This window comes from Curvibacter sp. AEP1-3, from assembly GCF_002163715.1.
GTDB lineage: Bacteria > Pseudomonadota > Gammaproteobacteria > Burkholderiales > Burkholderiaceae_C > Allorhodoferax.
In genome coordinates this window covers 2191917-2215227 of sequence record NZ_CP015698.1, presented here as the reverse complement: position 1 = coordinate 2215227, position 23311 = coordinate 2191917, and the positions used below count along the sequence as shown (strand labels likewise).

The 23311-nt window shown below is 61.5% G+C and carries 20 protein-coding genes and 1 tRNA gene; 9 read left to right on the top strand and 12 right to left on the bottom strand.

Annotated features, from left to right (window positions below; all coding sequences use genetic code 11):
* Positions 1-9 precede the first annotated feature (9 nt).
* The 3 genes from AEP_RS10210 to AEP_RS10200 all read left to right on the top strand — a co-directional run bounded on the left by AEP_RS10210 (position 10) and on the right by AEP_RS10200 (position 1571).
* Positions 10-681, top strand: a complete 672-nt coding sequence (locus AEP_RS10210; protein WP_087495279.1) for a response regulator — start codon at positions 10-12, stop codon at positions 679-681.
* Between the two features lie 25 nt (positions 682-706).
* Positions 707-782: transfer RNA gene (locus tag AEP_RS10205), tRNA-Phe, on the top strand.
* Between the two features lie 201 nt (positions 783-983).
* Positions 984-1571: a hypothetical protein gene (locus tag AEP_RS10200; RefSeq protein WP_087495278.1), complete on the top strand. Its 588-nt coding sequence runs from the start codon at positions 984-986 to the stop codon at positions 1569-1571.
* A 6-nt stretch (positions 1572-1577) separates the two neighbouring features.
* Here the strand turns inward: AEP_RS10200 and AEP_RS10195 are convergent, their stop codons facing one another.
* Complete coding sequence (locus AEP_RS10195; protein ID WP_087495277.1) at positions 1578-2597, bottom strand: phospholipase A; 1020 nt, start codon at positions 2595-2597, stop codon at positions 1578-1580.
* Positions 2594-4723, bottom strand: coding sequence for an ATP-dependent helicase (locus tag AEP_RS10190; protein WP_087495276.1), 2130 nt, complete (start codon positions 4721-4723; stop codon positions 2594-2596). The genes AEP_RS10195 and AEP_RS10190 overlap by 4 nt, the downstream gene beginning before the upstream one ends.
* A 247-nt stretch (positions 4724-4970) precedes the next feature.
* Between AEP_RS10190 and AEP_RS10185 the strand changes: the two genes are divergently transcribed.
* Together AEP_RS10185 and AEP_RS10180 are read left to right on the top strand one after the other, a co-directional pair.
* On the top strand, positions 4971-5951 hold the full coding sequence (locus AEP_RS10185) for an AEC family transporter (protein ID WP_087495275.1): 981 nt from the start codon (positions 4971-4973) through the stop codon (positions 5949-5951).
* Between the two features lie 120 nt (positions 5952-6071).
* Complete coding sequence (locus AEP_RS10180; protein WP_232459804.1) at positions 6072-6425, top strand: hypothetical protein; 354 nt, start codon at positions 6072-6074, stop codon at positions 6423-6425.
* Positions 6426-6487: 62 nt separating this feature from the next.
* Here the strand turns inward: AEP_RS10180 and priA are convergent, their stop codons facing one another.
* From priA to AEP_RS10160, 4 genes are all read right to left on the bottom strand, one after another.
* Positions 6488-8626, bottom strand: a complete 2139-nt coding sequence (gene priA, locus AEP_RS10175; protein WP_087495274.1) for a replication restart helicase PriA — start codon at positions 8624-8626, stop codon at positions 6488-6490.
* A 373-nt stretch (positions 8627-8999) separates the two neighbouring features.
* Positions 9000-10163, bottom strand: a complete 1164-nt coding sequence (gene hemE, locus AEP_RS10170) for a uroporphyrinogen decarboxylase (protein WP_087495273.1) — start codon at positions 10161-10163, stop codon at positions 9000-9002.
* An 85-nt stretch (positions 10164-10248) separates the two neighbouring features.
* Positions 10249-10665 (bottom strand): CoA-binding protein, encoded by a 417-nt coding sequence (locus tag AEP_RS10165; RefSeq protein ID WP_087495272.1) that lies wholly within the window; start codon positions 10663-10665, stop codon positions 10249-10251.
* Between the two features lie 91 nt (positions 10666-10756).
* Entirely contained in the window at positions 10757-13024 is a 2268-nt protein-coding gene (locus AEP_RS10160) for a protein-disulfide reductase DsbD family protein (RefSeq protein WP_087495271.1), read from the bottom strand.
* A 223-nt stretch (positions 13025-13247) separates the two neighbouring features.
* Between AEP_RS10160 and AEP_RS10155 the strand changes: the two genes are divergently transcribed.
* Together AEP_RS10155 and AEP_RS10150 are read left to right on the top strand one after the other, a co-directional pair.
* Positions 13248-15218, top strand: coding sequence for an ATP-binding protein (locus tag AEP_RS10155; protein WP_157673123.1), 1971 nt, complete (start codon positions 13248-13250; stop codon positions 15216-15218).
* 42 nt (positions 15219-15260) lie between these two features.
* Positions 15261-16097, top strand: coding sequence for a creatininase family protein (locus tag AEP_RS10150; RefSeq protein ID WP_087495269.1), 837 nt, complete (start codon positions 15261-15263; stop codon positions 16095-16097).
* A gap of 45 nt (positions 16098-16142) precedes the next feature.
* On the opposite strand, the gene AEP_RS10145 is transcribed toward AEP_RS10150, so the two are convergent.
* A complete protein-coding gene (locus AEP_RS10145) occupies positions 16143-16703 on the bottom strand; it encodes a hypothetical protein (protein WP_087495268.1) in 561 nt (186 codons plus the stop codon).
* Between the two features lie 205 nt (positions 16704-16908).
* Between AEP_RS10145 and AEP_RS10140 the strand changes: the two genes are divergently transcribed.
* Positions 16909-18525: a sensor histidine kinase gene (locus tag AEP_RS10140; protein WP_087495267.1), complete on the top strand. Its 1617-nt coding sequence runs from the start codon at positions 16909-16911 to the stop codon at positions 18523-18525.
* Entirely contained in the window at positions 18522-19247 is a 726-nt protein-coding gene (locus AEP_RS10135; protein WP_087495266.1) for a response regulator transcription factor, read from the top strand. The genes AEP_RS10140 and AEP_RS10135 overlap by 4 nt, the downstream gene beginning before the upstream one ends.
* 7 nt (positions 19248-19254) lie before the next feature.
* On the opposite strand, the gene AEP_RS10130 is transcribed toward AEP_RS10135, so the two are convergent.
* The 5 genes from AEP_RS10130 to AEP_RS10110 all read right to left on the bottom strand — a co-directional run bounded on the left by AEP_RS10130 (position 19255) and on the right by AEP_RS10110 (position 23311).
* Positions 19255-20217, bottom strand: coding sequence for a CapA family protein (locus AEP_RS10130; protein ID WP_087497278.1), 963 nt, complete (start codon positions 20215-20217; stop codon positions 19255-19257).
* A gap of 29 nt (positions 20218-20246) precedes the next feature.
* Positions 20247-20654, bottom strand: coding sequence for a hypothetical protein (locus AEP_RS10125; RefSeq protein WP_232459803.1), 408 nt, complete (start codon positions 20652-20654; stop codon positions 20247-20249).
* 47 nt (positions 20655-20701) lie between these two features.
* Positions 20702-21055 (bottom strand): hypothetical protein, encoded by a 354-nt coding sequence (locus AEP_RS10120; RefSeq protein WP_087495264.1) that lies wholly within the window; start codon positions 21053-21055, stop codon positions 20702-20704.
* Between the two features lie 33 nt (positions 21056-21088).
* Positions 21089-22549, bottom strand: coding sequence for an ammonium transporter (locus tag AEP_RS10115; protein ID WP_442873328.1), 1461 nt, complete (start codon positions 22547-22549; stop codon positions 21089-21091).
* Positions 22550-22642: 93 nt separating this feature from the next.
* On the bottom strand, positions 22643-23311 hold the full coding sequence (locus tag AEP_RS10110; protein WP_087495263.1) for a histidine phosphatase family protein: 669 nt from the start codon (positions 23309-23311) through the stop codon (positions 22643-22645).

The following is a 23311-nucleotide window of genomic DNA, read 5'->3' as shown; positions in this document are numbered from 1 at the left end:
GCAAGCGATATGGCGAATATATTGGTAGTGGACGATGAGCACGGAATCCGTGAACTACTGTCGGAAATCCTCAATGATGAGGGACACACAGTAGAGCTGGCGGAAAACGCTGCGCAGGCGCGCGCTGCCAGGCTGCGCGAGAGACCGGACCTGGTGCTTCTCGACATTTGGATGCCGGATACCGACGGTGTCACTCTGCTCAAAGAGTGGTCCTCTACCGGTGCCTTGACGATGCCTGTGATCATGATGAGCGGGCATGCCACGATTGATACTGCCGTGGAAGCGACCAAGATCGGTGCATTAGCATTTCTTGAAAAGCCTGTCACCCTTCAAAAACTCTTGAAAGCTGTGGAGCAAGGTTTGGCTCGTGGGGCCGTGCGCAAGCCTGCACCAACCATGCAACATAGCGCTATGCAGGCCGAGTCGGTAACACTGGTAACGGCCACGTTGCCCGAGCCGGCAGAAACCGGACCACAGGCTCATCAGGATTTCGGTCTCGATAAGCCTCTGCGTGAAGCGCGGGATGAGTTTGAGAAAGCGTATTTCGAATACCACCTTGCCAAGGAAAACGGTTCGATGACGCGTGTTGCGGAGAAGACAGGTTTGGAGCGGACCCACCTTTATCGCAAACTCAAACAGCTTGGCGTTGATCTATCTCGCGGCAAACGAAATAACGTCTGAATTTGATGCTATAATTCAAGGCTCAGGCCCGGTAGCTCAGTCGGTAGAGCAGAGGATTGAAAATCCTTGTGTCGGTGGTTCGATTCCGCCCCAGGCCACCAAATGCAAAAGCGGCATTTCCTCACGGGAATGCCGCTTTTTTGTTGTCTGTGAACGCTTAAAGATTCTGATTAGTACTTCCGGCCTCTTGCTACGTGACGCGTGAAGGATTAACCTCTTGTTACAGTTTGAGTAAAGAGAGTCTCCCGCAGGGAAGCGGTTTCGGTGCAAGCAGTGAATCACAAGTCGTATGAAGGGTTTCCATGTTCGGTAGATTTCTGGGTAAAGGCAGTTCGGAAGCGTCCAAGCGATTGGATGCCACGGATTCGCGTGGCCTGGAAGTTGTGGAAGATGATCCGGAGACTTCCTGGAGTTTGTGGGACAGTGCGCTTGCAGAGCAGGATTCCCGGTACAGCGGCATGGCACCGATCACCAGCGCCGCGCCATTGAGCGTAAGCGCCAAACCTGCGCCGCGCAGTCGCACCGAATTGAAGTCGGCTGAAGCTTTCCCGGATTTTGATGAAATCGCTACCCAACCGATGGGTCTGGAAGAAAAGTCTCCGGCTCAACGGGCAGCTGATGCTTTGGAAATTGTGGAGTTGTTTCACCACCGCATAGCCACGACCATCCGCACCTTGTGGGGCTACAAAGAGTGCAGCCTGTACATCAACAAGTTGATCATGAATGGTGGAGATGGCATGGGTCACGCGCGTGTGGGCTTCAATGCTGAAGCGGCGCAAGCCATGTTGATACTCACTGACTTGCACGATCAGATGTTCGGCCCCGCGGAGCCCCAAAAGCAGAACGGGTTTTCAGACTCGTTCCACTCGACTTTCGACGGTCACCGCTAACGCGTTCTACCAGTCCAGCAGGGTCAGTCCCACGCTGAACACTGTACGCTTGCGGTTGTAGTCCATCAAAGAGTCCCCATAACCGCTGAATAGTTCGGTATGCAGCCGCAGGCTGCTACGGTTAGCGTTGTCCACTGCGCTACCGACCTTGCGGAACCAAGCCAGGCGTACTGAGCCGCTATCACCGGTTTGCAACGAATGGCGTACCGTGAAAGCCAGCGAATTCAGCGGGTCCACATTCCAGACGGTCGACAGTTCCGCGCGACCGACCCGGTCCACGATATCGGGGTTGTCGTCGCTGGAGCTGTCTTCTGGAATCCGCTGCCACAAGGCACCGGTGATGGAAACTTTGTTCCCGAGCTCCAGCCCGGCGCGACCGATGATGCGGTTCCAGCTTCTGGAAAGTGGCAGGCTCTGTCCGTTGCTCTGGTGGTTGATTCCAATGCCGCCGTATCGCAAGCGCCAGCCCGACGGGAGCGCCGACTCCACTGGGAATATGTAGATGAGCTCGGGCTCGTGGTCGGTGGCCCGGAAAGGGCGGGACAAATCGGCGTTGAACAATTGCCAGTACGACTGTTGGCTATACGCAAACCACAACGAATCCAGCCGGTTCGGATCTCCGCCCGTCAGCAGGCCCTGTGCGACCTTGGTGCGCACCGACATGTTGATTCGCGTCTCACTGGTGGTGTAGGGCTGGAAGCTTCCGGTGTGGTCCGCAGAGGGCGATGTCGGCGCGGTGTTGACGCTGTCCGAGCCGATCACGGCCAGGCTGATGGGCCGGTAACCGCGCAAACCGAATGTGCCGCAATCACTGGCCGGCTCCAGTTCCCAAAAACGGGATAGCGGTGTGGCCGCCGGATTTTTGCAGCTCACCACCTCTACCGGTACGGGGGTATTCACCGCGGGGCTGGTTTCGGCAATGGGATAGTTGCTGGCAACTGCTTCAGTACCATTTTGGGCCTTGGCGCTCGTCAACAATGCGCAAGCAGCTACCAAAAAGAGAGCAAATTGAGGAGCGTTTCTCATGGCTTGGCAGCGGCATTGGCCGCGGTAACGAGGGCTTTAGCGGCAAATTCTGCGCGAAGTGCCCGCAGTTTCTCGCGGGGGTCTTCTTTGGCGGTGGATTGATCGAGGCCCATCTCCGCAATGAAGCGGCTCGGCAGGGCTGCCACCATCTCGCGCCCTTTTTTGCGGCGGCGGGTCCAACTCACGGCCAGGCTGCGCTGGGCGCGGGTGATGCCCACGTACATCAGGCGGCGCTCCTCCTGCAGGCGCGCGGCAATATCGTCGTTGGCTGACTCATGTTCCAGGGTGGAGCCACCCAGCGTGTCTGCGCCGTCCCCGAGTTTGAAAGGCAGCATGCCCTCGGTCACGCCCACCAGCATCACATGCGGCCACTCCAGACCCTTGGAGGCGTGGAGGGTGGAGAGGGTCACCACGTTCTGGTCCTTCTCCCGCTCGCTGATGGTGGAGAGCAGGGCAATGGTTTGCGACACTTCCAGCAGGTTTTTAACCTCGCGCGTGTTGGTCACGCCAGCGGCATCGTCAATCTGCCCGCCGCAGCGCTGCGCCATCCACTCGCAGAACTCCATCACGTTGCTCCACTTGGCAGAGGCCACGCCTTCGCTGTCCTCACCGTCGTAGAGGTGCTTTTCGTAGCCTATCTCTTTGAGCCAGTCCATGATGAAGGCCATGGCCGCATCCGCGCCTTCGGTGTGGCGCGCGCGGAACTCCAGGTCGTTGATGTAGCGACCAAACTCATGCAGGCTGCCCAGCGCCCTGGCGCTCAGCACACTGGCCAGTGAAGATGAAAACAGCGACTCAAACAGGCTTAGCTTGTACTGGGTGGCAAAGGTGCCCAAGGTCCCCAGCGTGGTGTGGCCAATGCCCCGCTTGGGTGTGGTCACCGCGCGCAGAAAAGCCGGGTCGTCGTCGTTGTTGCTCCACAGCCGGAACCAGGCGCACAAATCGCGGATCTCAGCCCGGTCAAAAAAGCTCTGCCCGCCGGACACCTTGTAGGGAATGCCCGCCTTGCGCAGTGCTTTTTCGAACGGCTTGGCCTGGTGGTTGGCACGGTACAGCACCGCAAAGTCGCGGAACTCTTTGTACTGCTTGCCTTGCGCGTCTGGGACTCCATTGGCGCGCAGGCTCTGAATGCGGGCGACTGCGCGCTCGGCTTCGTGCTCTTCGTTGTCCGCATCCACAATGCGCACCGGCTCGCCTTCGCCCAGCTCGCTGAACAGGGTTTTGGGAAACAGCTTGGGGTTGGGGCCGATCACATTGTTGGCCGCCCGCAGGATGGCGCTGGTGGAGCGGTAGTTCTGCTCCAGCTTGATGACTTTGAGGGTGGGAAAGTCGACCGGCAGTTTTTTGAGGTTGTCCAGCGTGGCGCCGCGCCAGCCGTAGATGGACTGGTCGTCGTCGCCCACGGCGGTAAAGCGGGCCTTTTCGCCCACCAGGTACTTCAGCACCTCGTACTGGGTGGCGTTGGTGTCCTGGTATTCGTCCACCAGCACATGGCCCAGCAGGGCTTGCCAGCGCTCGCGCACTTGCGGGTAATCACGTAACAGCTTGAGGGGCAGGCTGATCAGGTCATCAAAGTCCACACTTTGGTAGGCCACCAGGCGCTCTTCGTAGCGGGCCATGGCGGTGGCGATGATGCGCTCGTTGTCATCCGCTGCAGCGGCCAGCGCCTGCTCGCTGTTGAGGCCGGCACCCTTCCAGGCGCTGATGGTCCATTGCCACTGCCGCGCCGTGGCTGCGTCAATCGTGCCGCCCGCGTCCTTGATGATGCTGGTCACATCGTCCGCGTCCAGAATGCTGAACTGCGGCTTCAGGCCCAGCACCGCACCGTCTTCGCGCAGCATGCGCACCCCCAGAGCGTGGAAGGTGCACACCACCACATCTTTGGCGGCTTTGCCGATCAGGTGTTTGGCCCGCTCGCGCATTTCGGCTGCTGCCTTGTTGGTAAAGGTGATGGCCGCAATCCGGTTGGCCGGCATGCCCATCTGGATGAGGCGGGCGATTTTGTGCGTGATCACCCGTGTTTTGCCCGATCCTGCGCCGGCCAGCACCAGGCAGGGCCCGTGCAGGTAGTTCACCGCCTCTTGTTGGGCGGGGTTCATGCCGTGATTGGCTTGGGGGGCAGACATAGGGGGATGGGGGACCTGACGTGCGGGGAGCGGGCAATCTTAACGGGTTGCTGGTTTGCGGCTGCATTGCTGGTTCGTGCCCACTCCGCGGAGGGTGTGCACTGCGCCGTTCGTGTCCCCCGCCCGCTCCGGCGGGCTCCTCCTTGACTTCACTGTGCAATGCACCCCCTCTCCGGAGCTCGACGTGTGTGGATCGCTCTAAGTCACCATAAAAGGCCGCACCTTCGTTTCCCCGACAATTGCGACCATGCTGCAAATCCTGATCGTCACCTTCCCGTTCTTTGCACTGGTGCTTTGCGGCTATCTGGCAGCGCGGCGAGGCATGTTGCCGCTGGCGGCCATTCCCGGTTTGAATGGGTTTGTGCTTTTTTTCGCGCTGCCTTGCATGCTCTACCGCTTCGGCGCGAGTACGCCCATCGGCGAGCTACTGGATGTCAGCCTCGCACTGACCTACTTGCTGTGTGCCTTGGTGATGGTGGCCTTTGTAGTGGCGGTGACCTTGCATGGTCGCATCGGCTGGAATGACGCGGCCTTTGGCGCGCTGGTGGGTGCATTTCCGAATACCGGGTTCATGGGCGTGCCTTTGTTGGTGGCCTTGCTGGGCGCAAAAGCGGCGGGGCCGGCCATCGTCACGATTCTGGTGGACATGGTGATTACCTCTTCGCTTTGCATCGCGTTGTCCCGTTTGGGCGGGGACCCGGCTCAAGGTGGTATCTCGGCTACCCAGGCGGCGAAAAATGCGCTCAAGGGTGTGGCGACCAACCCCATGCCATGGTCCATCCTTCTTGGCGCGGTGTTCTCTGCCTTGCAGCTGGAGCTACCCAAGCCAGTGGCATCCACCGTGGGCCTGCTGGCGGATGCGGCTTCGCCCGTGGCGCTGTTCACCATCGGCGCGGTGCTGGCCCGCTCCCAAATGCTGGCCAAGGACGACAAAACGCACGAGGTGTATTGGCAGGAATATGTGCCGGTCGCGCTGATCAAGCTGTTTTTGCACCCCTTGCTGGTGTTGTTGGTCGGCGTGTCGGCGGTGAGCTTAGGCGTGCACATCGATAAATTTGCACTCACCGTGCTGGTGTTGCTGGCCGCCCTGCCGAGTGCCAGCAATGTGTCGCTGCTGGCCGAGCGATTCGGCGCAGACAACGGGCGTATCGCCCGCATCATCCTGGTCTCTACCGCCGCCGCATTCTTTACCTTCTCGGGAGCCGTAGCCCTGATGGTGGGAATCTAGTTGCTATTATTTTAGGAGCTATTGGCGCAGATTTCTTGTGCGCTACCTGCCAATCTGGCTTGTAAATGCCTACGCCCTTGGAGTTGCCGGTGACTTTGGGATGCAGTGCACAATTCACTGATGGACACTTTGATAAACCTTGTTTCCGCTATTTTTCGCTTCGCCCTCAAGCTGGTGCTCATCGCCGCCGCGGCGGTGTTTGCGCTGAGTCTGCTATTCGTGGCGTTGCTCAGCTTGGTTTGGGTGCTGCTCAAAGCGCTACTCACCGGTCGCAAACCGGCGTTTGTGACCACCTTCCAGCGTTTCAATCAGGCTAGGCAGCAGTTCAAGCGCGGTGGTTTCGGTGCTGCCGGATCTTCAGGAGCAGGCGGTTTTGGCCACAGCGCTTCTGCTGCCGATGTGGTGGATGTGCAAGCCCATGAGGTCCGTAACGACCAGGCTTTGCCTTACGCACCTAACGCCGACAGGCACTGACCCCGCTATTTATTTTGCAGCGGCTCGCGCATGTTTGATGTGCGCCAAGCCCGCTTTTTGACTCAAATCGCCAACGGGTCCACATCAATCGCCCAGCGGATCAGGCCCTTGCATTCGGGCTGGCTGCGGGTGGCGTGGAGCACGCTTTGCCAGGCGGTCAGGAACTGCTGCAGCGTGGCGCGTGAAGGGCACTCGATGAGCATCTGGGCGCGTTCGATATTGGCCACCCGCTGGATCGCCATGGGCACGGCGGGGTAGAGGAAGACTTGCTCCAGCGCCTCGGCCCAGCCGTCCCACGCGGCCATCTCGGTTTGGGCGAAGGTACGGGCAGCGTTCAAAAAAGCTTGTGCAGCCGCCTGCGTCTTGGCCTCGGCGCGCACCAAGGCTTGGGCGCTGAAGGGCGGCATGTTGGCTTGCTCGCGTTCTTTGAGCTGCTGCGCTGCGAAGGCAGGGTAGTCGTGCTTTTTGAGGGCGGCGTACAGGCCGTGCTCGGGCTGGAAGGTTTGCAGCCACACCTCGCTTTGTGCGCCCAGGGTCGCATCGCGCCCGGCACGGCCTGCGGCCTGCATCAGCAAACTGAACAAGCGCTCGGGCGCCCGGAAGTCGCTGCTGAACAAGGCCCCGTCCGGGTTGACTGCTGCGACCAGCGTGATGCGGCGGAAATCGTGGCCCTTGGCAATCATCTGCGTGCCCACCAGCACATCCACGTCGCCCGCATGCACTGCGGCCAGTTGCTCTTCGAGCTGGCCTTTGAGTTTGGTGCTGTCGGCGTCGATGCGTGCAATACGCACATGCTCGCCGTCCGGGTTCTCGGGCGTGACGGAGCCGTGACGGCGCACATCCACCAGCAGCTCGGCCAAGTGTTCCTCCAGCTGCTCGGTGCCACGCCCGAAGGGGGCGATGTCCACATTGCCGCAGTCCGGGCAGGCTCGCGGCACCCGCTCGGTAAAGCCGCAGTGGTGGCAGCGCAGGGTGCGGTCGATTTTGTGGAACACGCGGAATGCGCTGCAGTGCGGGCACTCGCTCTTCCAGCCGCAGTCTTCGCAGGTCAGTACCGGGGCGTAGCCGCGCCGGTTCAAAAACACCATCACCTGCTCCCCGCGCGCCACCCGTTCGGTAATGGCGGCAATCAGCGGGGTGGAGAAGATGGCCCGCCGGGGCTGGTGGTTCATGTCCACCCGTCGTACGAGCGGTAATTTCGATGATTCGCCCACCCGGCTGGGCATGTGTAGGCGCAGGTAGCGCCCGCCTTCTTCGGCCGAGCGGCTGTGGTGCCAGCTCTCCAGCGAAGGCGTGGCCGAACCGAGGATGACCTTGGCCCCTTCCAGCTTTCCGCGATAGACCGCCAGGTCGCGCGCCGAGTAGCGTGCGCCTTCACCACTTTTGTAGCTGGGGTCGTGCTCTTCATCGACCACGATGAGCCGCAGCTTGAGTAGCGATGCAAACACGGCCATGCGCGTGCCCAGCACGATGCGGGCAGCCCCGCCATGCGCACTGAGCCAGCTTTTAAGTCGCTGCGGGTTGGTCATGCCACTGTGCAGGCTGACCACGGCCTGTTCGCCGTACAGCGGGGCAAAGCGGGCCTTGAAGCGCTCTTCCAGCTGGGGGGTGAGGTTGATCTCCGGCACCATGACCAGGGCTTGGGCATCCGGGTCGGCGGCCAGCAGCTTGTGCACGCAGTGCAGGTACACCTCGGTTTTTCCGCTACCGGTGGCGCCGAAGAGCAAGAAGGGGCCGCTATGGCTGTCGATCTGCGCAATCGCGGTGGCTTGCTCGGGGGTAAGGGCCGGTGCGGCCAGCACCGCGCCGCCGGCACCCGCATCCACCTTTTTGCGTTTGAGGCGCCGCGCCATCTGCTCGGGGTTCAACTCGCGCAGCTGAGGGGGCAGGGCGGCCAGCGCCACTTCGCCGGCCGAGCGCTGGTAGTAGGCGGCGGTAAAGCTCAAGAGTTGCTGCCAGGCCCGACTCAAGGGCGGTATGCCCTCCAGCACACCGGCTATGTCACGCACCTTGGCGGGATCGAACTCGCCGGTCGCCTCTGCCGTGGCCGCATCCCACACCATACCCAGTGTCTCTCGCTTGCCCAAGGGCACCCGCACCAGGGTGCCGGCCGGCAACAGCTGATCGCTGCGGTAGGTGAGCACCGGTCCGAGCGCCGCGTGCGCCGGCGTGTGCACCAGAACGGGCAGCCAATGGCTCATGGGCGGGGTCCGACGGACATCGGACGTCTCGTGATGCGGAATGTCACTTGGGGCGTCTTGTTGAGGTGAACTTGCGGAATGTGGGCTAAGTGCTTGATTTACAAGTGCTTTACACGCGATTCAGGTTTTCTGTGGATAACTTTGTTGATATGTGCGTTTTGCGGGCTCCAAAGCCTTGTAAATCAAGGGTTTCCTTGCGCTGCCCAGAAAAAAAGCAAAACATAGAATCCTTATAAATCAATCACTTACGAACGCTATTTCTTTTGTAGCGCTGCTCCCTCGAATGGGGGATAGGGTTAACCCCGCACCCCCATTTTTGTGCATAACTAAGTGTTGGAAACTTTGTTTTCGCGCAAAAAACGTGGTATGCCGATCAGGCACGCAGCTTTTTGGAGTGACTGTGCACCGCTGCCACCAGTGCCGCCACATGGTCCGGCGGGGTGTACTGGCTGATGCCGTGACCCAAATTGAAGATGTGGGTGGGGCCGGTGCCACTGCCCTGAAAAGGCTTGCCAAAGCTGTCAAGAACCTTGGCCACTTCCGTTTCGATAGCAGCCGGTGGCGCAAACAAAACGTTGGGGTCGATGTTGCCTTGCAATGCCTTGCCGGGGCCGTTTTCAGTTCCACCCACCAAAGCTCGGGCTTTGGCAAGGTTGACCGTCCAGTCCAGACCCAGCACCTCACAGTCCAGCGACTGCATGTCTTGCAACCACAAGCCGCCACCTTTGGTGAACACAATGCGGGGCACCACTTTGCCATCGGTACCGAAGCGCTTGAGCTGTTTCAGGACGCGTGCGGTGTAGGCCAGGCTGAACTCCTGGAAGGCGCCATCGGCCAGCACACCGCCCCAGCTGTCAAACACCATCACCGCTTGGGCGCCGGCGTCGATCTGGGCATTCAGGTAGGCCGCAACCGAGTCGGCGTTGACGGCCAGCATGCGGTGCATCAGGTCCGGGCGGCTGTACAGCATGGTTTTGACCAGGCGGTAGTCGTCGCTGCCTTTGCCTTCGACCATGTAGCAGGCAAGCGTCCAGGGGCTGCCGGAGAAGCCGATCAGGGGCACACGGCCTTTGCCATCTACGGTCAGTGCCTTGCGAATGCTGCTGACCGCATCAAACACATATTGCAGCTTGGCCATGTCGGGCACTTCGAGCTTGGCCACATCGGCCTCGGTTTTGATCGGGCTGGCAAAGCGGGGGCCTTCGCCTTGGGCAAAGGACAGGCCCAAGCCCATGGCGTCCGGCACGGTCAGGATGTCGCTGAACAGAATCGCCGCATCCAGCGGGTAACGTTCCAACGGCTGCAGGGTGACCTCGGTGGCGTACTCGGTGTTGGTGGCCAGGCCCATGAAGCTACCGGCCTTGGCACGCGTTGCCACATATTCCGGCAGGTAGCGGCCGGCCTGGCGCATCAGCCACAGCGGCGTGTGCGCGGTGGCCTGACGCATGCAGGCTTGCAAAAAAGTGGGGTTGTGCAGGCCGTCGAAGGTGGTGGCCTGGGCCGGGAAGGCTGGAGATGGGGCTGTGGTGTCAGTCATATCCGGATTGTCGCAGTTCAATCCACCTCAGCCTTTGTCTTGCCTCAAGTCAAGACGCGATGACCCGCAGCGGGACCGGGCGGTCTTATCGATGGGCGCGGGCGTGCTCCACCAGCAGACATTTGTCTTGCACACATTGCAGTCCGGCCGCCTTCGCCTTGGCGATTGCGGAGTCGTTGCGGATGCCCAGCTGCAGCCAAATGGCGGGCGCACCGATGGCTAGAGCTTCATCCACCACCGGCGGCACGTCCTCGCTGTTGCGGAACACGTTTACCAGATCGATCTTCTCTGCGGCAGCAGCTTCGGTGAGGCTGGCGTACACCTTCTCGTCAAGAATCTCAATGGCGTTGGGGTTGATCGGCACGATGCGCCAACCTTGGCGCTGCATGTACTGCGAGACTTTGAAGCTTTCGCGGTGGGCTTTGGGTGAGAGGCCGACCACCGCCACGGTACGCGGGTGGCTGACCAAGTCGGCAATGGTCTGGGCTTCAGATGCAGGCATGGCGGTGGGCAATGGGGATGAGGTGAAAAGGGCCGGCAATGGAGGGCTAAAGCGTGAAGAGGCTGCAGGGTTGGTACAGACTTCTGCTGGCCTAGAGCTGCGCCACGGCCGCCAGCACTTCACCGGGCGTGAGGATTTCCGTCAGCACCACCGGCGGTTTGCCCGGCGCGTAGAGCACGTACACCGGCACTCCGCTGCGCCCCAGGGCTTGTAAGGCTTGGGTGATGGCGGGGTCGCGCCGTGTCCAGTCAGCGCGCAGCAAGCGCACCTGCTTGGCCGTAAAAGCGGCCTCGACTTCAGCATTGGATAGGGTCGTTTTTTTGTTGACCTGGCAGGTGATGCACCAAGCGGCAGTGAAGTCCACAAACACGGGCTTGCGGTCTTGGAGGGCTGCTTGCACTGCCGGCTCCGACCAAGCTTGCCATGCGCCCGTTTGCGCCGCAGACCCGTTGGCTGGCACGGCCATAGTGGCATCAGGTTTCAAGCTAAATTGCCATGTAGCGCTCATGGATAGTGCGCAAGCAGCTATGGAAATAATAGTAAAAAAGGTTTTCGCGCGACCGCCTAGGCGCAGTGCCCACGCCAGCAAGCCCAGGGACAGCAGCAAGAGCAGCAGGCTGGCTGCGCCATCCACCCCGCTCAAATGGCCCAGCACCCACACCAGCCAGACCACGGTCGCCGCCATGGGGAAGGCCAGAAAGTGCTTGAGCGTTTCCATCCACGGGCCGGGTCGCGGCAGCCAGTGGCCTACCGCAGGTAACCAGCTTGCCAGCAGGTAGGGCAGCGCCAGACCCAAGCCCAAGGCTGCAAACAGCACCAGGGACTGCAAGCCAGGCAGGGTAATCGCATAGCCCAGCGACGCTCCCATGAACGGGGCGGTGCAGGGTGAGGCAATGGCCACGGCCAGCACCCCGGACAAAAACGCCTCCGCCACCGGGTGGCGCAGCTGCATGCCGGCCAGTCCGGCAGGCAGCAGGTTGCCGATGTGCAGCCAGCCCGCCAGGTTCATGGCCAGCAGGGTAAACAACATGGCCAGGCCGGTGATGACGGCAGGCGACTGCAGCTGGAAGCCCCAGCCCAGCTGCTCGCCACCCGCCCGCAACACCAGCAACAAGCCGCCCATTGCCATAAAGGAAAGCACTACACCGGCGGTGTACGCCAAGCCCTGCGCCCGCTGCTGGGCGCGCGACTGGGTGCCCTGAGCGGCAAAGCCCAGCACTTTGAGGGCCAGCACCGGGAAGACGCAGGGCATCAGGTTCAAGATCAGGCCGCCCAGCAATGCGGCCAGCACCATCCAGACCATGCCACCTGTCGGGGCGGGCGGCACGCTGGCAGCGCGGGCGTTGGTGTCCAGCGCAGCCTGCAGGGCGGGGGGCACTTTGGCGAACTCGGCGACGACGGGCCAGGTACCGGTGACAGTGGCCTCGCTGCGCAGGCTTTCCTTGCCTATGCTGAACACCCACGCGAGTTGGCCGGGGGAGGTGCTGCGCTGCGCTGAGTACGGCACCAGCGCCTGCCAGGTGGCTCCGTCCCAGCCTTGTTGGCCTGCTTGCAGGCTGCCGCTGGTCAGGGTGTCGGTGGTCGCGGGCAGGGCAGGGGTATCCAGCAGCTCGGGTGTTTCCGGCAGGGCCTGAATCGCTTTGCCTACCCAAGCGGCGGGCAGCTTGTTCACCCGCAACAGCAGTCCGCGGGCGTCCGCAAGCGCTTCGACTTTGCCTTGGAATGCGACCGGTGCAGCCGCCTGGGCCGCAGCAAACTGCGCGGCATGCAGCGCCATGGAGCCCCGCACCGGAACGCTGATACGGAAGCTGCCTTCCTGCGGAATGCACTCTTCGCGGCAGACCAGCCAACTCGCTTGGAGCTGAATCTCGGCGGTTTGCGCCAGACCTGCGGGGCGGAAGTTGCTGTCCACCTTGACCGGTACGGGCAGCAGAACTTCGCCCTCGTAGCCCAAGTTGGCCAGGGTCCCGATGGCAATTTTCCGGGGGGCCGGCCAAGCGATGTCACCCGCCGTCAGGCCGGCAGGCAGCGTCCACTGCAGCTGCGTGGGCAGGCCGGAGTCACCCGGGTTCTTCCAGTAGGTGTGCCAGTGGGGCTGGTGCTGCAACAACAAGCCCAGCCACAGCGTTTTGTCGGGCGTGACCCCGTCCGGTGCATGCACCACCAGCTCCGCCACAACTTGGTCCGTCTTGACTTGCGATGCTGCCACCGAGCCAGTGGCAGGCGCTACTAGCGAGCTGTTTGATGAAGATAACTGGGCACTAGCGCCCGTCGGTATTGCGCAGGCAGCTATCAAAAGCAGAGCGCTCAAGCTGCGCAGCAGTGCAGTCAAGCTTAGTGAGTGGGAGAAAGCATTCATCGGGTTGTCGGAGACCGCGCGCGGCCAGAAGTTCCTGCAAGTGGGGCACAAACGACAACGCCAGGTGTGTCGGCATTCCGTCTGAGCCTCTGTATACGGGTGGGTTATAACAGGCGGGTGATTGCAGCAACCGCATGTGCTTGACCCGCACCCACGAGCCCGCGATACTGCGCCGGTCCTGCTTGCATGCCCCTCACCCCTGCACCCGAAAGGCCCGTTCAGCGTGAAGATTCCCAGCCTGTCTCTCCGGCAAACCCTGATGGTGGGCGTGGCTGCGGGCATATTGCTGCCGGCTTTGTTCTTCGCAGGCTTTCAGGTCACCAGCAAACTGCGTACCGAGCGTGCCCTGCGCGTGGAGGCGCCGCTCAACCAGTACGCCGACGTGCTCTCGCGCGGCATGGCTGTGGCGGTGTGGAATCTGGACCGCGGTGTGGCCATCGAGTTGGTCGAAGCGGTGATGCGCAACCCGGACGTGGTGAATGTCTCGGTCACCGATGAATTCGGTGAAACCTTTGTGCAACGGGGTGAGCCCACGGACGACTCCGCCCGCTTCCTGTCCGAGAAACGCGACATCACCTACAACGGCGCCCGGGTCGGTAGTTTGTCGGTGGTGATGTCGTCCCAGCGGATTGAGCGCGAAGCACGTTCGGAGCTGTTGCGGTTTGCAGGCGCACTGGCCCTGCAGGTGGCGTTGGCATTCGCCTTCATTTGGCCACTATTCAACAGCCGAATTGTGTTGCCCATTCTGCGCCTGCGCGAAGGCGCCTCGCGCCTCGCACGCGGCGAGCTGAACGAATCCATGGCCAGCGAGAAGAAGGACGAGATGGGCCAGTTGTCCAACGCCCTGGACACCATGCGCCTGGACCTTGGCGCTTTACTGACCGAGCGTGAGCAAAAAACAGAAGCCTTGCAGCGCGAGCTGGAAGAACGGGCCCGCACCGAAGAAGCTTTGCGCGTAAGTCAGACCAAGTTTGCGGCGATTTTTGATGCCTCACCGATCGCCATGTCGGTCTCTTTGGTGGAAGGGGACGTTCGCACCATCGATGTCAACTCCGCATGGTCGCGGGTATTCGGCATGGAGCGCGGGGTCGCCATGGGGACCAACGGTTTGCGCATGGGGATCTGGGTAGACCCTGCCGAGCGAAGCCGTTGCCTGGAGATTGTGGAGCGAACGGGCGAGATCTCGAACTTCAAGGCCTGGATGCGCAGAGGCGCCCACGGCGCGGAGATTTATTGCGACATTTCCGGCCGCATGGTGGCGCTGGGCGGCGAGCGTGTGCTCATCATGGCGTTTGATGACATCACCGAAAAACACCGCTACGAAGAAAACATTCTCCAGCTAAACGCCACGTTGGAACACCGTGTGCAGGAACGCACCCGGGAGCTGACCGATGCCATGGGCCAATTGCGTGCGGCTCAGTCAGAACTGGTACGTACTGAAAAAATGTCGGCACTCGGCTCCTTGGTGGCAGGTATCGCCCATGAGCTGAACACGCCCATCGGGAACAGCCTGACTGTCGCGAGCACCTTGCAGGACCATGCTGCCAGTTTTGCGGATGGCATGAGCAAGGGGCTGACCCGCAGCCGCTTGGACGAGTTTGTGACGAATACGCAGCAGGGCGCCGGCATTCTGATGCGGGGTCTGCAACACGCGGCAGAGCTGGTTTCCAGTTTCAAGCAAGTGGCCGTCGATCAGACCAGCCTGAACCGCCGTACCTTTGACTTGCAAAGCACCGTGACGGAAATTCTGCTGACGTTGGGGCCCAGCATTCGCAAGTCGGCGCATGCGGTGGTGAGCGACATTCCGGCGGACATCGTGATGGACAGCTTCCCGGGCCCACTGGGGCAGGTGCTCACCAATCTCATCAATAACGCGCTGCTCCATGCCTTCGACGGGACGCCGCATGGAACGGTCAGCATCCGGGCGGTGGTGGAAGGTACAGACCGTATTCAACTGCTGGTCACTGATGACGGATGCGGCATTGCCCAAGCCCACTTGGCGCGGGTGTTCGACCCTTTCTTCACCACCAAGTTGGGCCAAGGCGGCAGTGGTTTGGGCCTGAATATCGTTTACAACCTGGTCACCAAAACGCTGGGCGGCACCATCCATGTGGCGAGTAGCCCGGGTGAGGGTGCGACCTTCAGCATGAGCCTGCCGCTCAAAGCCCCGGTGATCACATCCGATACCGTCTGATGAGAGTTACCGGCTGCCTGCCGGCCTCGGTAAGATGCAGTCATGCAGACACCTTCCCGCTTCTGGGCTGACTGGACCAGCCCGCAATTCGACCAAGCCCGCTCCGCAGGCACGCTGGGCCGACTGATTGCCGTGCTGCCCGTGGCAGCGACCGAGCAACACGGCCCGCACTTGCCCTTGCAGGTGGACAGTGCACTGGTGGATGGTGTCATTGCGCATGCACTGCCCCACATCGGGCCTGACGTTCCGGCCTTGTTTTTGCCGACCCAGGCGGTGGGCTTCAGCCCGGAGCATGCGCAGTTTTCCGGCACGCTCACTTTGAAAGCTGAGACGGTCATTCGCCTGTGGACCGAGATCGGCGAATGCGTGGCCGCTAGTGGTGTGAAGCGCCTCGTGCTTTTCAACAGCCATGGCGGACAGGTGGGTTTGATGGATGTAGTGGCGCGTGATTTGCGTGCCCGTTTGGGCATGCTGGTGTACAGCGTGAACTGGTTCGGCCTGCCCTTGACAGCAGCCGACGGCAGCGACGTGAACGCCCTGTTCAGTGCACACGAACACCGCTTTGGCATCCACGCTGGCGATATTGAAACGTCCATGATGCTGGCCCTGCGACCTGATTTGGTGGACATGGGCCAGGCGGAAAACTTTGCCTCCACGTCAGAAGACCGCGCCAAAGCGTTCCCTATTCTGGGCAATGGCAAAAGCGCCAAGCTCGGCTGGCAGATGCAGGACTACAACCCGGCCGGTGCAGTCGGTAACGCGGCTGCCGCCACCCCCGACAAAGGTCATGCCGTGCTCGCCGCAGCAGGTCTGGCGTTGGCCCGCTTGCTGGGCGAGATCCACGCATTGCCCGCCGACACCCTGCGCTCCACACTTTGAAAGTGGCGCCGGGCGGCAAGGCCAACCTGGCGTTTCCGTGATGGCTTACTTGCCGGCGGCAAATGGCAAGGAAGAGTGGTGCACCACAATGCGCAGACGTCCGGCATCGTCTTTCTTGAATTCCCAGGTTTTGTCCACCACAGTCACTTTTCCGTCTTTGTCAGTGAAGCTGACATTGCCCATGGTGGTGGCGGTGTTGCCTGCCAACAGAATGGCGGCATTGCTGATTTCCACCTTCTTCCATCCCTTCAGTGCGAACCCGGTGTCCTTGGGGTAGCTGGCGTCGCCGCCCACAAAGTAGGCCAGGGCTCCGGCACGCGTGGTCCGGAAAGTTTGCGGCGCTTGCGTCAAGGTGGGCTTGAACAACACGGGGCCCAAGTTGTAGCCATAGGCGCCATCCAGTACTTTTTCGGCCAGCGCCTTGGCAGCGCCTTGGCCTCCTTGGACGTTTGCCTCACTGATGGCTACCAACGCGTCTCCCCACGCCTTCTGGGCCGCCAGAACTTCGGTTTCGTTGATGGCCGCGTTGGCCACAGGTGTCTGTGCGAACGCCGAGCCGGCGAAGGCCAGGGAGGTAACGAGAAGGGCTTGCTTAGCGAATTTCATGTACGAAGGCTCCAAAAATTTTCGGGTCGGAGCGACATTGCGCCGACCGGTTAATTGAAGCGTGCGCACTTGAACGTGTACTGAACGCTTCATGAGCACACCATGAAGTCCACATGAACGTGAGATGACAGCCCCGCAGACACGTTCATCTGAAGTTAATCTTCGACCTGCCTGAGAGTCTGTCCGGATGCGCCATCATTGAGGGATGTTTGCTCGCAAGCTATCTTTTGCTTTGGCCGCCTTGGCCGGTGCCGCTGTCCTGGAAGGGCTGGTGGCCGTGTGGGCTTTAAATGTAGCCAATGAGCATGTCTTGCGCGGACGCGTGGCCTCAGACCTGCGTCAAGGCTTTGACGAGCTCACCATCAACAAGCTGCGATTGCGAGCCTGGTTTACCCAAGCCAAGTTGAGCACCGGTGCCGATACTGTGCTGAGGGACAAATACCTGGCGGACATGCGTCAAAACCTGCGCCAGTTGCATCTGTTGTCGGCCCAGGCGACTGCGCTGAGCCAGGGGGAAGCGTTGACGCTTTCAGAGCACCTGCAGCGTGAGGAAGCGCTTGCCGTGCTGGAGGAAAGCGTATCTACGCTGGAGGCCGCCGCATCCAACGTCACGCCCATGTCGGCCGATACGGACGCCAGCATGGCCTGGCGGGTCGCCTCCGATTTGTTTGACAGTTCGCGAGGCCGTGATTTGCGCCGGTTGTTGGCAGACAGCATGGAGCGGGAGTTGGCTGCGGTCGCACGTGAACGCAAGGGTGCTGATCAGGCGCTGCTTTGGATGCGCCGCCTTTGGCTGGCAGTGGCTGTGAGCATCGCCCTGGTCACCCTGTTTCTGGCCATTCAGTTCGCCAGGGCATTGCGCCGGCCCATGAATGCGCTCACGCAAGGGGCGCTGGAACTCCAGCAGGGAAATCTGGCGCACCGCATACGCTGGAATGGTGCGGATGAGTTTGCTGCGGTGGCCAACAGCATGAACGCCATGGCCATGGAGTTGCAAGAGCACCGGCAGCGCGAGGTTCAAGCGCGGCAGCAATTAGAAAGCCTGGTGAAAGCCCGAACCGAGGACCTGCAGAACGCCTTGGAAGCACTGCAAAAAGTCGACACGCGCAGGCGGCAGTTGTTTGCGGATATCGGTCATGAGTTGCGTACGCCGACCACTGTCATCCTGGGGGAGGCGGAGATCACTTTGCGTGGTTCGCAGCGCGATGAGGCGGAGTACCGTGACGCACTGCGCCGCATTGTGAGCACCGCGCGCCAGCTCGGTGCCGTCATTGACGATTTGTTGACCGTGGCCCGCTCCGACATGGATGTGCTCGCCCTCAATCGCACGCCTTTGAGCCTGACAGAGTCCCTGCGCGAGGTGGTGACGCAGGCAGCAGCCCTGGCCTATGAACGTGGCGTGGAAGTCATCGCCCAGGAGTCTACCCAAGCTGACATGCGCATGTTGGCCGACCCGCTGCGATTGCGTCAGTTGCTGCTTTTATTGCTCGACAACGCGATAAGGTATTCCCACCAGGGTGGCCGTGTCACTGTAAGCGTGGAGTGCGTATCGGCTGAACCCGCCTACTGCATCATCCGCATTGCGGATACCGGCATCGGGATCGCCGCAGATGACCTGCCACGGGTGTTTGAGCGGAGCTTCCGTAGCCCGTCGGCCCGCCAGCATCGTGCGGAAGGGAGTGGGCTGGGCTTGTCGATCGGGCGGGTACTGGCGCGTGCACACGGTGGCGATATCGTATTGGAAAGTACGCAAGGACAGGGCACTACCGCCCGACTTACTTTGCCATTGCTCCCCGCTGACCAGGCGGGGCATGAGATATGAATATTTTGCTGGTGGAAGATGATGCGCGCATCGCGGACTTTCTGGACCGCGGATTGCGCGCAGAAGGCTATCGGGTGCAAGTCGCTCGCAATGGTCCGGATGGACTGATGATGGCCCGGGAGGCAGCCTGCAACACGCCCACAGACGGTGTGGGTACGGTGATGCTCCTGGATGTCATGTTGCCCGGCATGAGCGGTCTGGAGGTTTGCCAGACACTGCGCGCGGCATTGGTTCCGATCCCCATTTTGATGTTGACCGCACTAGGAAGCCTGGAGGATAGGGTTGCCGGGTTGCGGCTCGGGGCGGACGACTATCTGGTGAAGCCTTTTGAATTCGAAGAACTGCTGGCACGCATCGAGGCACTGGCGCGCAGGGGGCCCCGCCAACAAGCATTGCCGAGAGAAGAGTTGGTCGTTGCCGACCTGGTGCTGGACACACGCACCATGAAGGCCAAGCGCGCGGGGCAAGTCCTGAAACTGACTGCACGCGAACTGGCCCTCTTGGAGTTACTCATGTCAGCCCCAGGGCGCTTGTTCAGCCGCGAGCGGATTCTGGCGAATGTATGGGGCACCAACGAGGACCCCATGACGAACATTGTGGATGTGTACATCCGTCGCCTGCGAAGCAAGGTGGACGAGGGCAGCCCACGCCCCCTGATTCATACCCAGCGCGGCTTGGGCTATCGCCTCGAAGACATAGGCGAGGTGCGTCTGGAGGACTAGTAGGAAGCTAATCCGGCGCCAGGCACTCCCTCAACATATTGTCCTGACGATTCCAGCATGGCGTGGCGCGTGTCATGTCCGGAGTGGGAATGCCCTGCATGTCGATCTGCACGGCACGCGTGTCAAACGCCTGCACACCTTGCTTGTCCAGCCGCAGCCGCAACACCCATGCACGGCGCTGGTTGTCGTTATCAGTTTCCTTCATCACGAAGTTGCCCACGCTGTAAACGATAGGCTTGCCTTGGTGGTGCTCAATGTCCTGCGTCACATGCGGGTGGCCGCCGATCACTGCATCTGCTCCGGCTTCCACCATCAGGCGCGCCAGTTGTCGCTGGCGGCTGTTGGCCACCAGTTCGTTTTCCCATCCCCAGTGCATCACCGGTATCACCAGGTCGGCGCGGTGCACGCTGCGCGCGGCGCGGATGTCGGCCACCACCTGCTCGTCTTCGCTCCAGGCGCTGCCGGGCGCATCAAAGTCGGCTTCAAAGCTGCGCGGCATGAATTCGTTGTAGCCCAGCAGTGCAATGCGCAAGCCCTTGCGCTCAATGATCAAAGGCGCGTGCGCCTCTTTCAGGTTGTGTCCACCCCCGAAGTACTGCAATCCGGCGGCGGGCAGCAGGGTAAGCATCTCTGCAAAGGCCTCACGCCCGTAGTCGCCCGAATGGTTGTTGGCCAGCGCCAACGCGTCGAAGTGGCGCTTGAGCACGGGCAGCGTGCGCGGGTGGGCACGGAAGGTGTAGTTTTTGTCGCCTGCTGAGCCGGTGGTGGCTACCACGCACTCCAGATTGCCGATGCGGATGTCAGCCTTTCGGAAGTAGTTGCCGAATGCTGCGAACGGATCTTCGCCGCGCGTAATCATGTCGCCCGCCACATCGTCCAGCACGATGTCGCCGGCGAACACCAGTGTGACGGGTGCGGATTGGGCGAGTGCCGTAGAGACACCGGTGGCCATCGCAAAAGCTATCAGCATACCGCTCAGCGCTTGTTGGATGCGGCGGTTCATTGCTTTACTCCGTGCAGCACACATTCGTATTGCAGCTCACGCTCCACAGGCCCGGCATACACAAACTGCTTACCGGTCAGGCGTTGCCCCTTTGGACTTGGCGTAAAAGGCGGGTAGTAGCTGGCTTGCTGAACCAGCACGGGCTGCGTTCGTGTTTCCAGATAAGCGTAGGTCTTGATGTAGTCCGGCTGGGCACCGCGCCCCACCATCACTGCCTTGAAGCGGAAGCGCCCACCCACGTCGACTGAAGGCACCGGGTACGGGTCATCCACCGGCGTGACATGGAGCGTCTGGGTGGCGCCGGCATAAGTCATCTCGCAATGGAGTGTGGGGCCGGCATGACTGGGAGAGGCGCTGCACCACAGCGCAGCAAACAAGAAAACGGAAGAGCTAAGACGAACCATGCGCCGATTGTGACGGCCGTGCGGGCCGGCACAGGCGGGGGTTTTCCTCAACGGATGCCGCGTATGTAGCGGTGCGCTTCGCTTTCGCTGGCGCCCATCAGAGAGTCGGATGCGCCGGGCAAGGGTGCTGGACGCGAATTTCCGCCCAATACGCCAAACAGTTTTTCGCGGCTGGTGGCACGGGGTGGGGTGTGGGGCTCCATGGCCAGCTCCAGTTTGGCAGCCCACTCACCCAAGTCTGCATGCCCGTCGTCCTTGGCAGCAGCGCGTGCAAAGCGGATGATTTCGGCTGCGTATTCGGTGTTGGCGGCCATCCATTCCGTGTCGGTGACCCGGCCGGTTTTACGGCGCAACAACACGTGCAAATGGGCGGCAATCGCCAGTTTTTCGCTGTTCAACATGGATTCCTCCTGGGTCTCCCCCTAAGTCGCTCTTTAGCCGGCAATGTGCTCCCGGTGCTGGGACACATCCAGACCCACCAGTTCCGAGTTGTCGTCCACGCGCAGACCGACGATCAGCTTGGTCACCCACAGCAAGGCTGCGCTCATCACCCCGCTGTACACAATCACTACCAATGCGCCCAGCGCTTGCATGGCGACACTTCCGGTCACGCCCGAAATACTCTTGCTTGCAAAGAAGCCGGTCATCAGTGAGCCGACGATTCCACCGATGCCATGCACGCCGAACACGTCCAGCGAATCATCGGCGTTGAGCATGCGTTTCAAGCCCGTAGCGCCCCAATAGCAGGCCAGACCTGCCACCAGACCAAAGACCAGGGCCGCCTGTGGTGTCACAAAACCGGCTGCAGGCGTAATGGCTACCAGGCCTGCCACCAAGCCGGAGCACAGGCCCAGCAAAGAAGGCCGCCCGCGCACCACCCACTCGCCCAACATCCAGCTCATGGCACCGGCTGCGGCGGCAATGTGCGTAACCGCCATCGCCAGACCGGCGCGGCCATCTGCTGCCACGGCAGAGCCTGCGTTGAAACCGAACCAGCCCACCCACAGCAAGCCTGCGCCCGCCATGGTGAGGCCGAGGTTGAAGGGCTCAAACGGCTCTTTGCCATAGCCCTTGCGGGCGCCCAGCATGTAGGCACACACCAGACCCGATACGCCGGCATTGATGTGCACCACCGCGCCGCCCGCAAAGTCCAACACGCCCATTTGCACCAGCCAACCGCTGGGCTCCCACACCCAGTGGGCGATCGGTGCGTACACCACCACCGACCACATGCCGATGAACCACAGCATGGCCGAGAAGCGCATGCGCTCCACCAGCGCACCCACGATCAGCGCCCCGGTAATGATGAAAAAGGTCAGCTGGAACATGGCGTACACCGACTCGGGCACATTCGGCGCCACATGGCTTACGGCGACTAAGCCGGCTTCTTTCATGTAGTTGAGCCCGCTGAACCACATGCGGTCCGTGCCGCCCAGCCACGCCGTGCCGGGCGTAAAGGCCAGCGAATAACCCACCGCAAACCACAGCAGGCTGAGCAGGCCGGCAATCGCCACCACGCTGGCCATGGTGTTGATCACGCTTTTCTTGCGCACCATGCCGGCATAAAACAAGGCGATGCCGGGCAAGGTCATCAGCAACACCAGCGCAGTGCTGGTCATCATCCAGGCGGTATCAGCCGCGTTGATGGTGTCCTGCTTGGCCATGAAAGGTTTGGTAGGCGCCGGTGCGGGCGCAGGAGCTTCAGCCGCCGCTACAGGGGCAGCCGGCGCGGGTGCAACGGCAGTCGGAGTGGGGTCAGAGGCCGCAAGGGTGGCCGCGGGCGCTGCTTCGGTTACGGTGCCGGAAGCCGCGGTTTGGGCTTGCGTGCTTAACGACCAGCTTAAAGCGACGATGCCCGCCAACAGTGCAAGGAAGGGCATACCTTTTTGGTGCATTGTGATCCTCTGTGTGTTCCAACACAGAGCACAAAGCACGAGCTATGCCAATCCGTCATTCCTTGTTACAAAGGCGACGCCGGGGCGACAAGGCTAGGAGTAAGTCACCCAGTCGGCGTAGGCCGCGTCGTCCAGGTGGGGCAGGGTGTTGTAGGTCACCAGCATGTGCCGCTTGGGTGTGTAGGCCAGCTCCGTGACTGAGCTGTTGCGGATGCGCAGGTTCAGCTCGATGGTGGTCTCGGGGGTGGTGCCCAAGATGTGCCCCACGGCGGTAGAGATAGGCCCGCCACTGCTAATGATCAGCACATTGCCGGCGTGCGACTTGCGCACATGGTCGAGCGCGCTGGTCACACCGTGCACAAAGTCGTTGTAGGCGGGCATGCCCTGGGGAGTGACCACCCCGTTCATCCACTGCGTGAGGCCATCGCGCAGCAGGCGGAAGTGGTGGCGGTACATCTCGGGCGTATCGGGCTTCTCGAGCGGGGCGGGGTGGATGGCTTTGATCACCGCCTCGCTGTCGTACTCATTCAGGCCCGGCCATTCCAGTGCCTGGTGCGTGAGACCCGCGCCTTGGGCAATGCCGGCCCAGGTCTGGCCATGGCGCTTGAGCGTGCCGGTAATCACCGCCTCAAACTGCAGCCCCTTGCCCGCAAAGTACTCCCCCAGCCGCACGCTCTGCCGGTGGCCGAGTTCGCTCAGGTTGTCGTAGTCCACAGCCCCGAAAGAAGCCTGCCCGTGCCGCACCAGATAGAGATTTCCCAT

What these genes read in the sequence shown, in the direction of transcription:
- AEP_RS10210 (WP_087495279.1), top strand. Translation starts at nt 10, where the DNA reads ATGGCGAATATATTGGTAGTGGACGATGAGCACGGAATCCGTGAACTA.
- AEP_RS10200 (WP_087495278.1), top strand. Translation starts at nt 984, where the DNA reads ATGTTCGGTAGATTTCTGGGTAAAGGCAGTTCGGAAGCGTCCAAGCGA.
- AEP_RS10195 (WP_087495277.1), bottom strand. Translation starts at nt 2,597, where the DNA reads ATGAGAAACGCTCCTCAATTTGCTCTCTTTTTGGTAGCTGCTTGCGCA.
- AEP_RS10190 (WP_087495276.1), bottom strand. Translation starts at nt 4,723, where the DNA reads ATGTCTGCCCCCCAAGCCAATCACGGCATGAACCCCGCCCAACAAGAG.
- AEP_RS10185 (WP_087495275.1), top strand. Translation starts at nt 4,971, where the DNA reads ATGCTGCAAATCCTGATCGTCACCTTCCCGTTCTTTGCACTGGTGCTT.
- AEP_RS10180 (WP_232459804.1), top strand. Translation starts at nt 6,072, where the DNA reads ATGGACACTTTGATAAACCTTGTTTCCGCTATTTTTCGCTTCGCCCTC.
- priA (WP_087495274.1), bottom strand. Translation starts at nt 8,626, where the DNA reads ATGAGCCATTGGCTGCCCGTTCTGGTGCACACGCCGGCGCACGCGGCG.
- hemE (WP_087495273.1), bottom strand. Translation starts at nt 10,163, where the DNA reads ATGACTGACACCACAGCCCCATCTCCAGCCTTCCCGGCCCAGGCCACC.
- AEP_RS10165 (WP_087495272.1), bottom strand. Translation starts at nt 10,665, where the DNA reads ATGCCTGCATCTGAAGCCCAGACCATTGCCGACTTGGTCAGCCACCCG.
- AEP_RS10160 (WP_087495271.1), bottom strand. Translation starts at nt 13,024, where the DNA reads ATGAATGCTTTCTCCCACTCACTAAGCTTGACTGCACTGCTGCGCAGC.
- AEP_RS10150 (WP_087495269.1), top strand. Translation starts at nt 15,261, where the DNA reads ATGCAGACACCTTCCCGCTTCTGGGCTGACTGGACCAGCCCGCAATTC.
- AEP_RS10145 (WP_087495268.1), bottom strand. Translation starts at nt 16,703, where the DNA reads ATGAAATTCGCTAAGCAAGCCCTTCTCGTTACCTCCCTGGCCTTCGCC.
- AEP_RS10140 (WP_087495267.1), top strand. Translation starts at nt 16,909, where the DNA reads ATGTTTGCTCGCAAGCTATCTTTTGCTTTGGCCGCCTTGGCCGGTGCC.
- AEP_RS10135 (WP_087495266.1), top strand. Translation starts at nt 18,522, where the DNA reads ATGAATATTTTGCTGGTGGAAGATGATGCGCGCATCGCGGACTTTCTG.
- AEP_RS10130 (WP_087497278.1), bottom strand. Translation starts at nt 20,217, where the DNA reads ATGCTGATAGCTTTTGCGATGGCCACCGGTGTCTCTACGGCACTCGCC.
- AEP_RS10125 (WP_232459803.1), bottom strand. Translation starts at nt 20,654, where the DNA reads ATGGTTCGTCTTAGCTCTTCCGTTTTCTTGTTTGCTGCGCTGTGGTGC.
- AEP_RS10120 (WP_087495264.1), bottom strand. Translation starts at nt 21,055, where the DNA reads ATGTTGAACAGCGAAAAACTGGCGATTGCCGCCCATTTGCACGTGTTG.
- AEP_RS10115 (WP_442873328.1), bottom strand. Translation starts at nt 22,549, where the DNA reads ATGCACCAAAAAGGTATGCCCTTCCTTGCACTGTTGGCGGGCATCGTC.
- AEP_RS10110 (WP_087495263.1), bottom strand. Translation starts at nt 23,311, where the DNA reads ATGGGAAATCTCTATCTGGTGCGGCACGGGCAGGCTTCTTTCGGGGCT.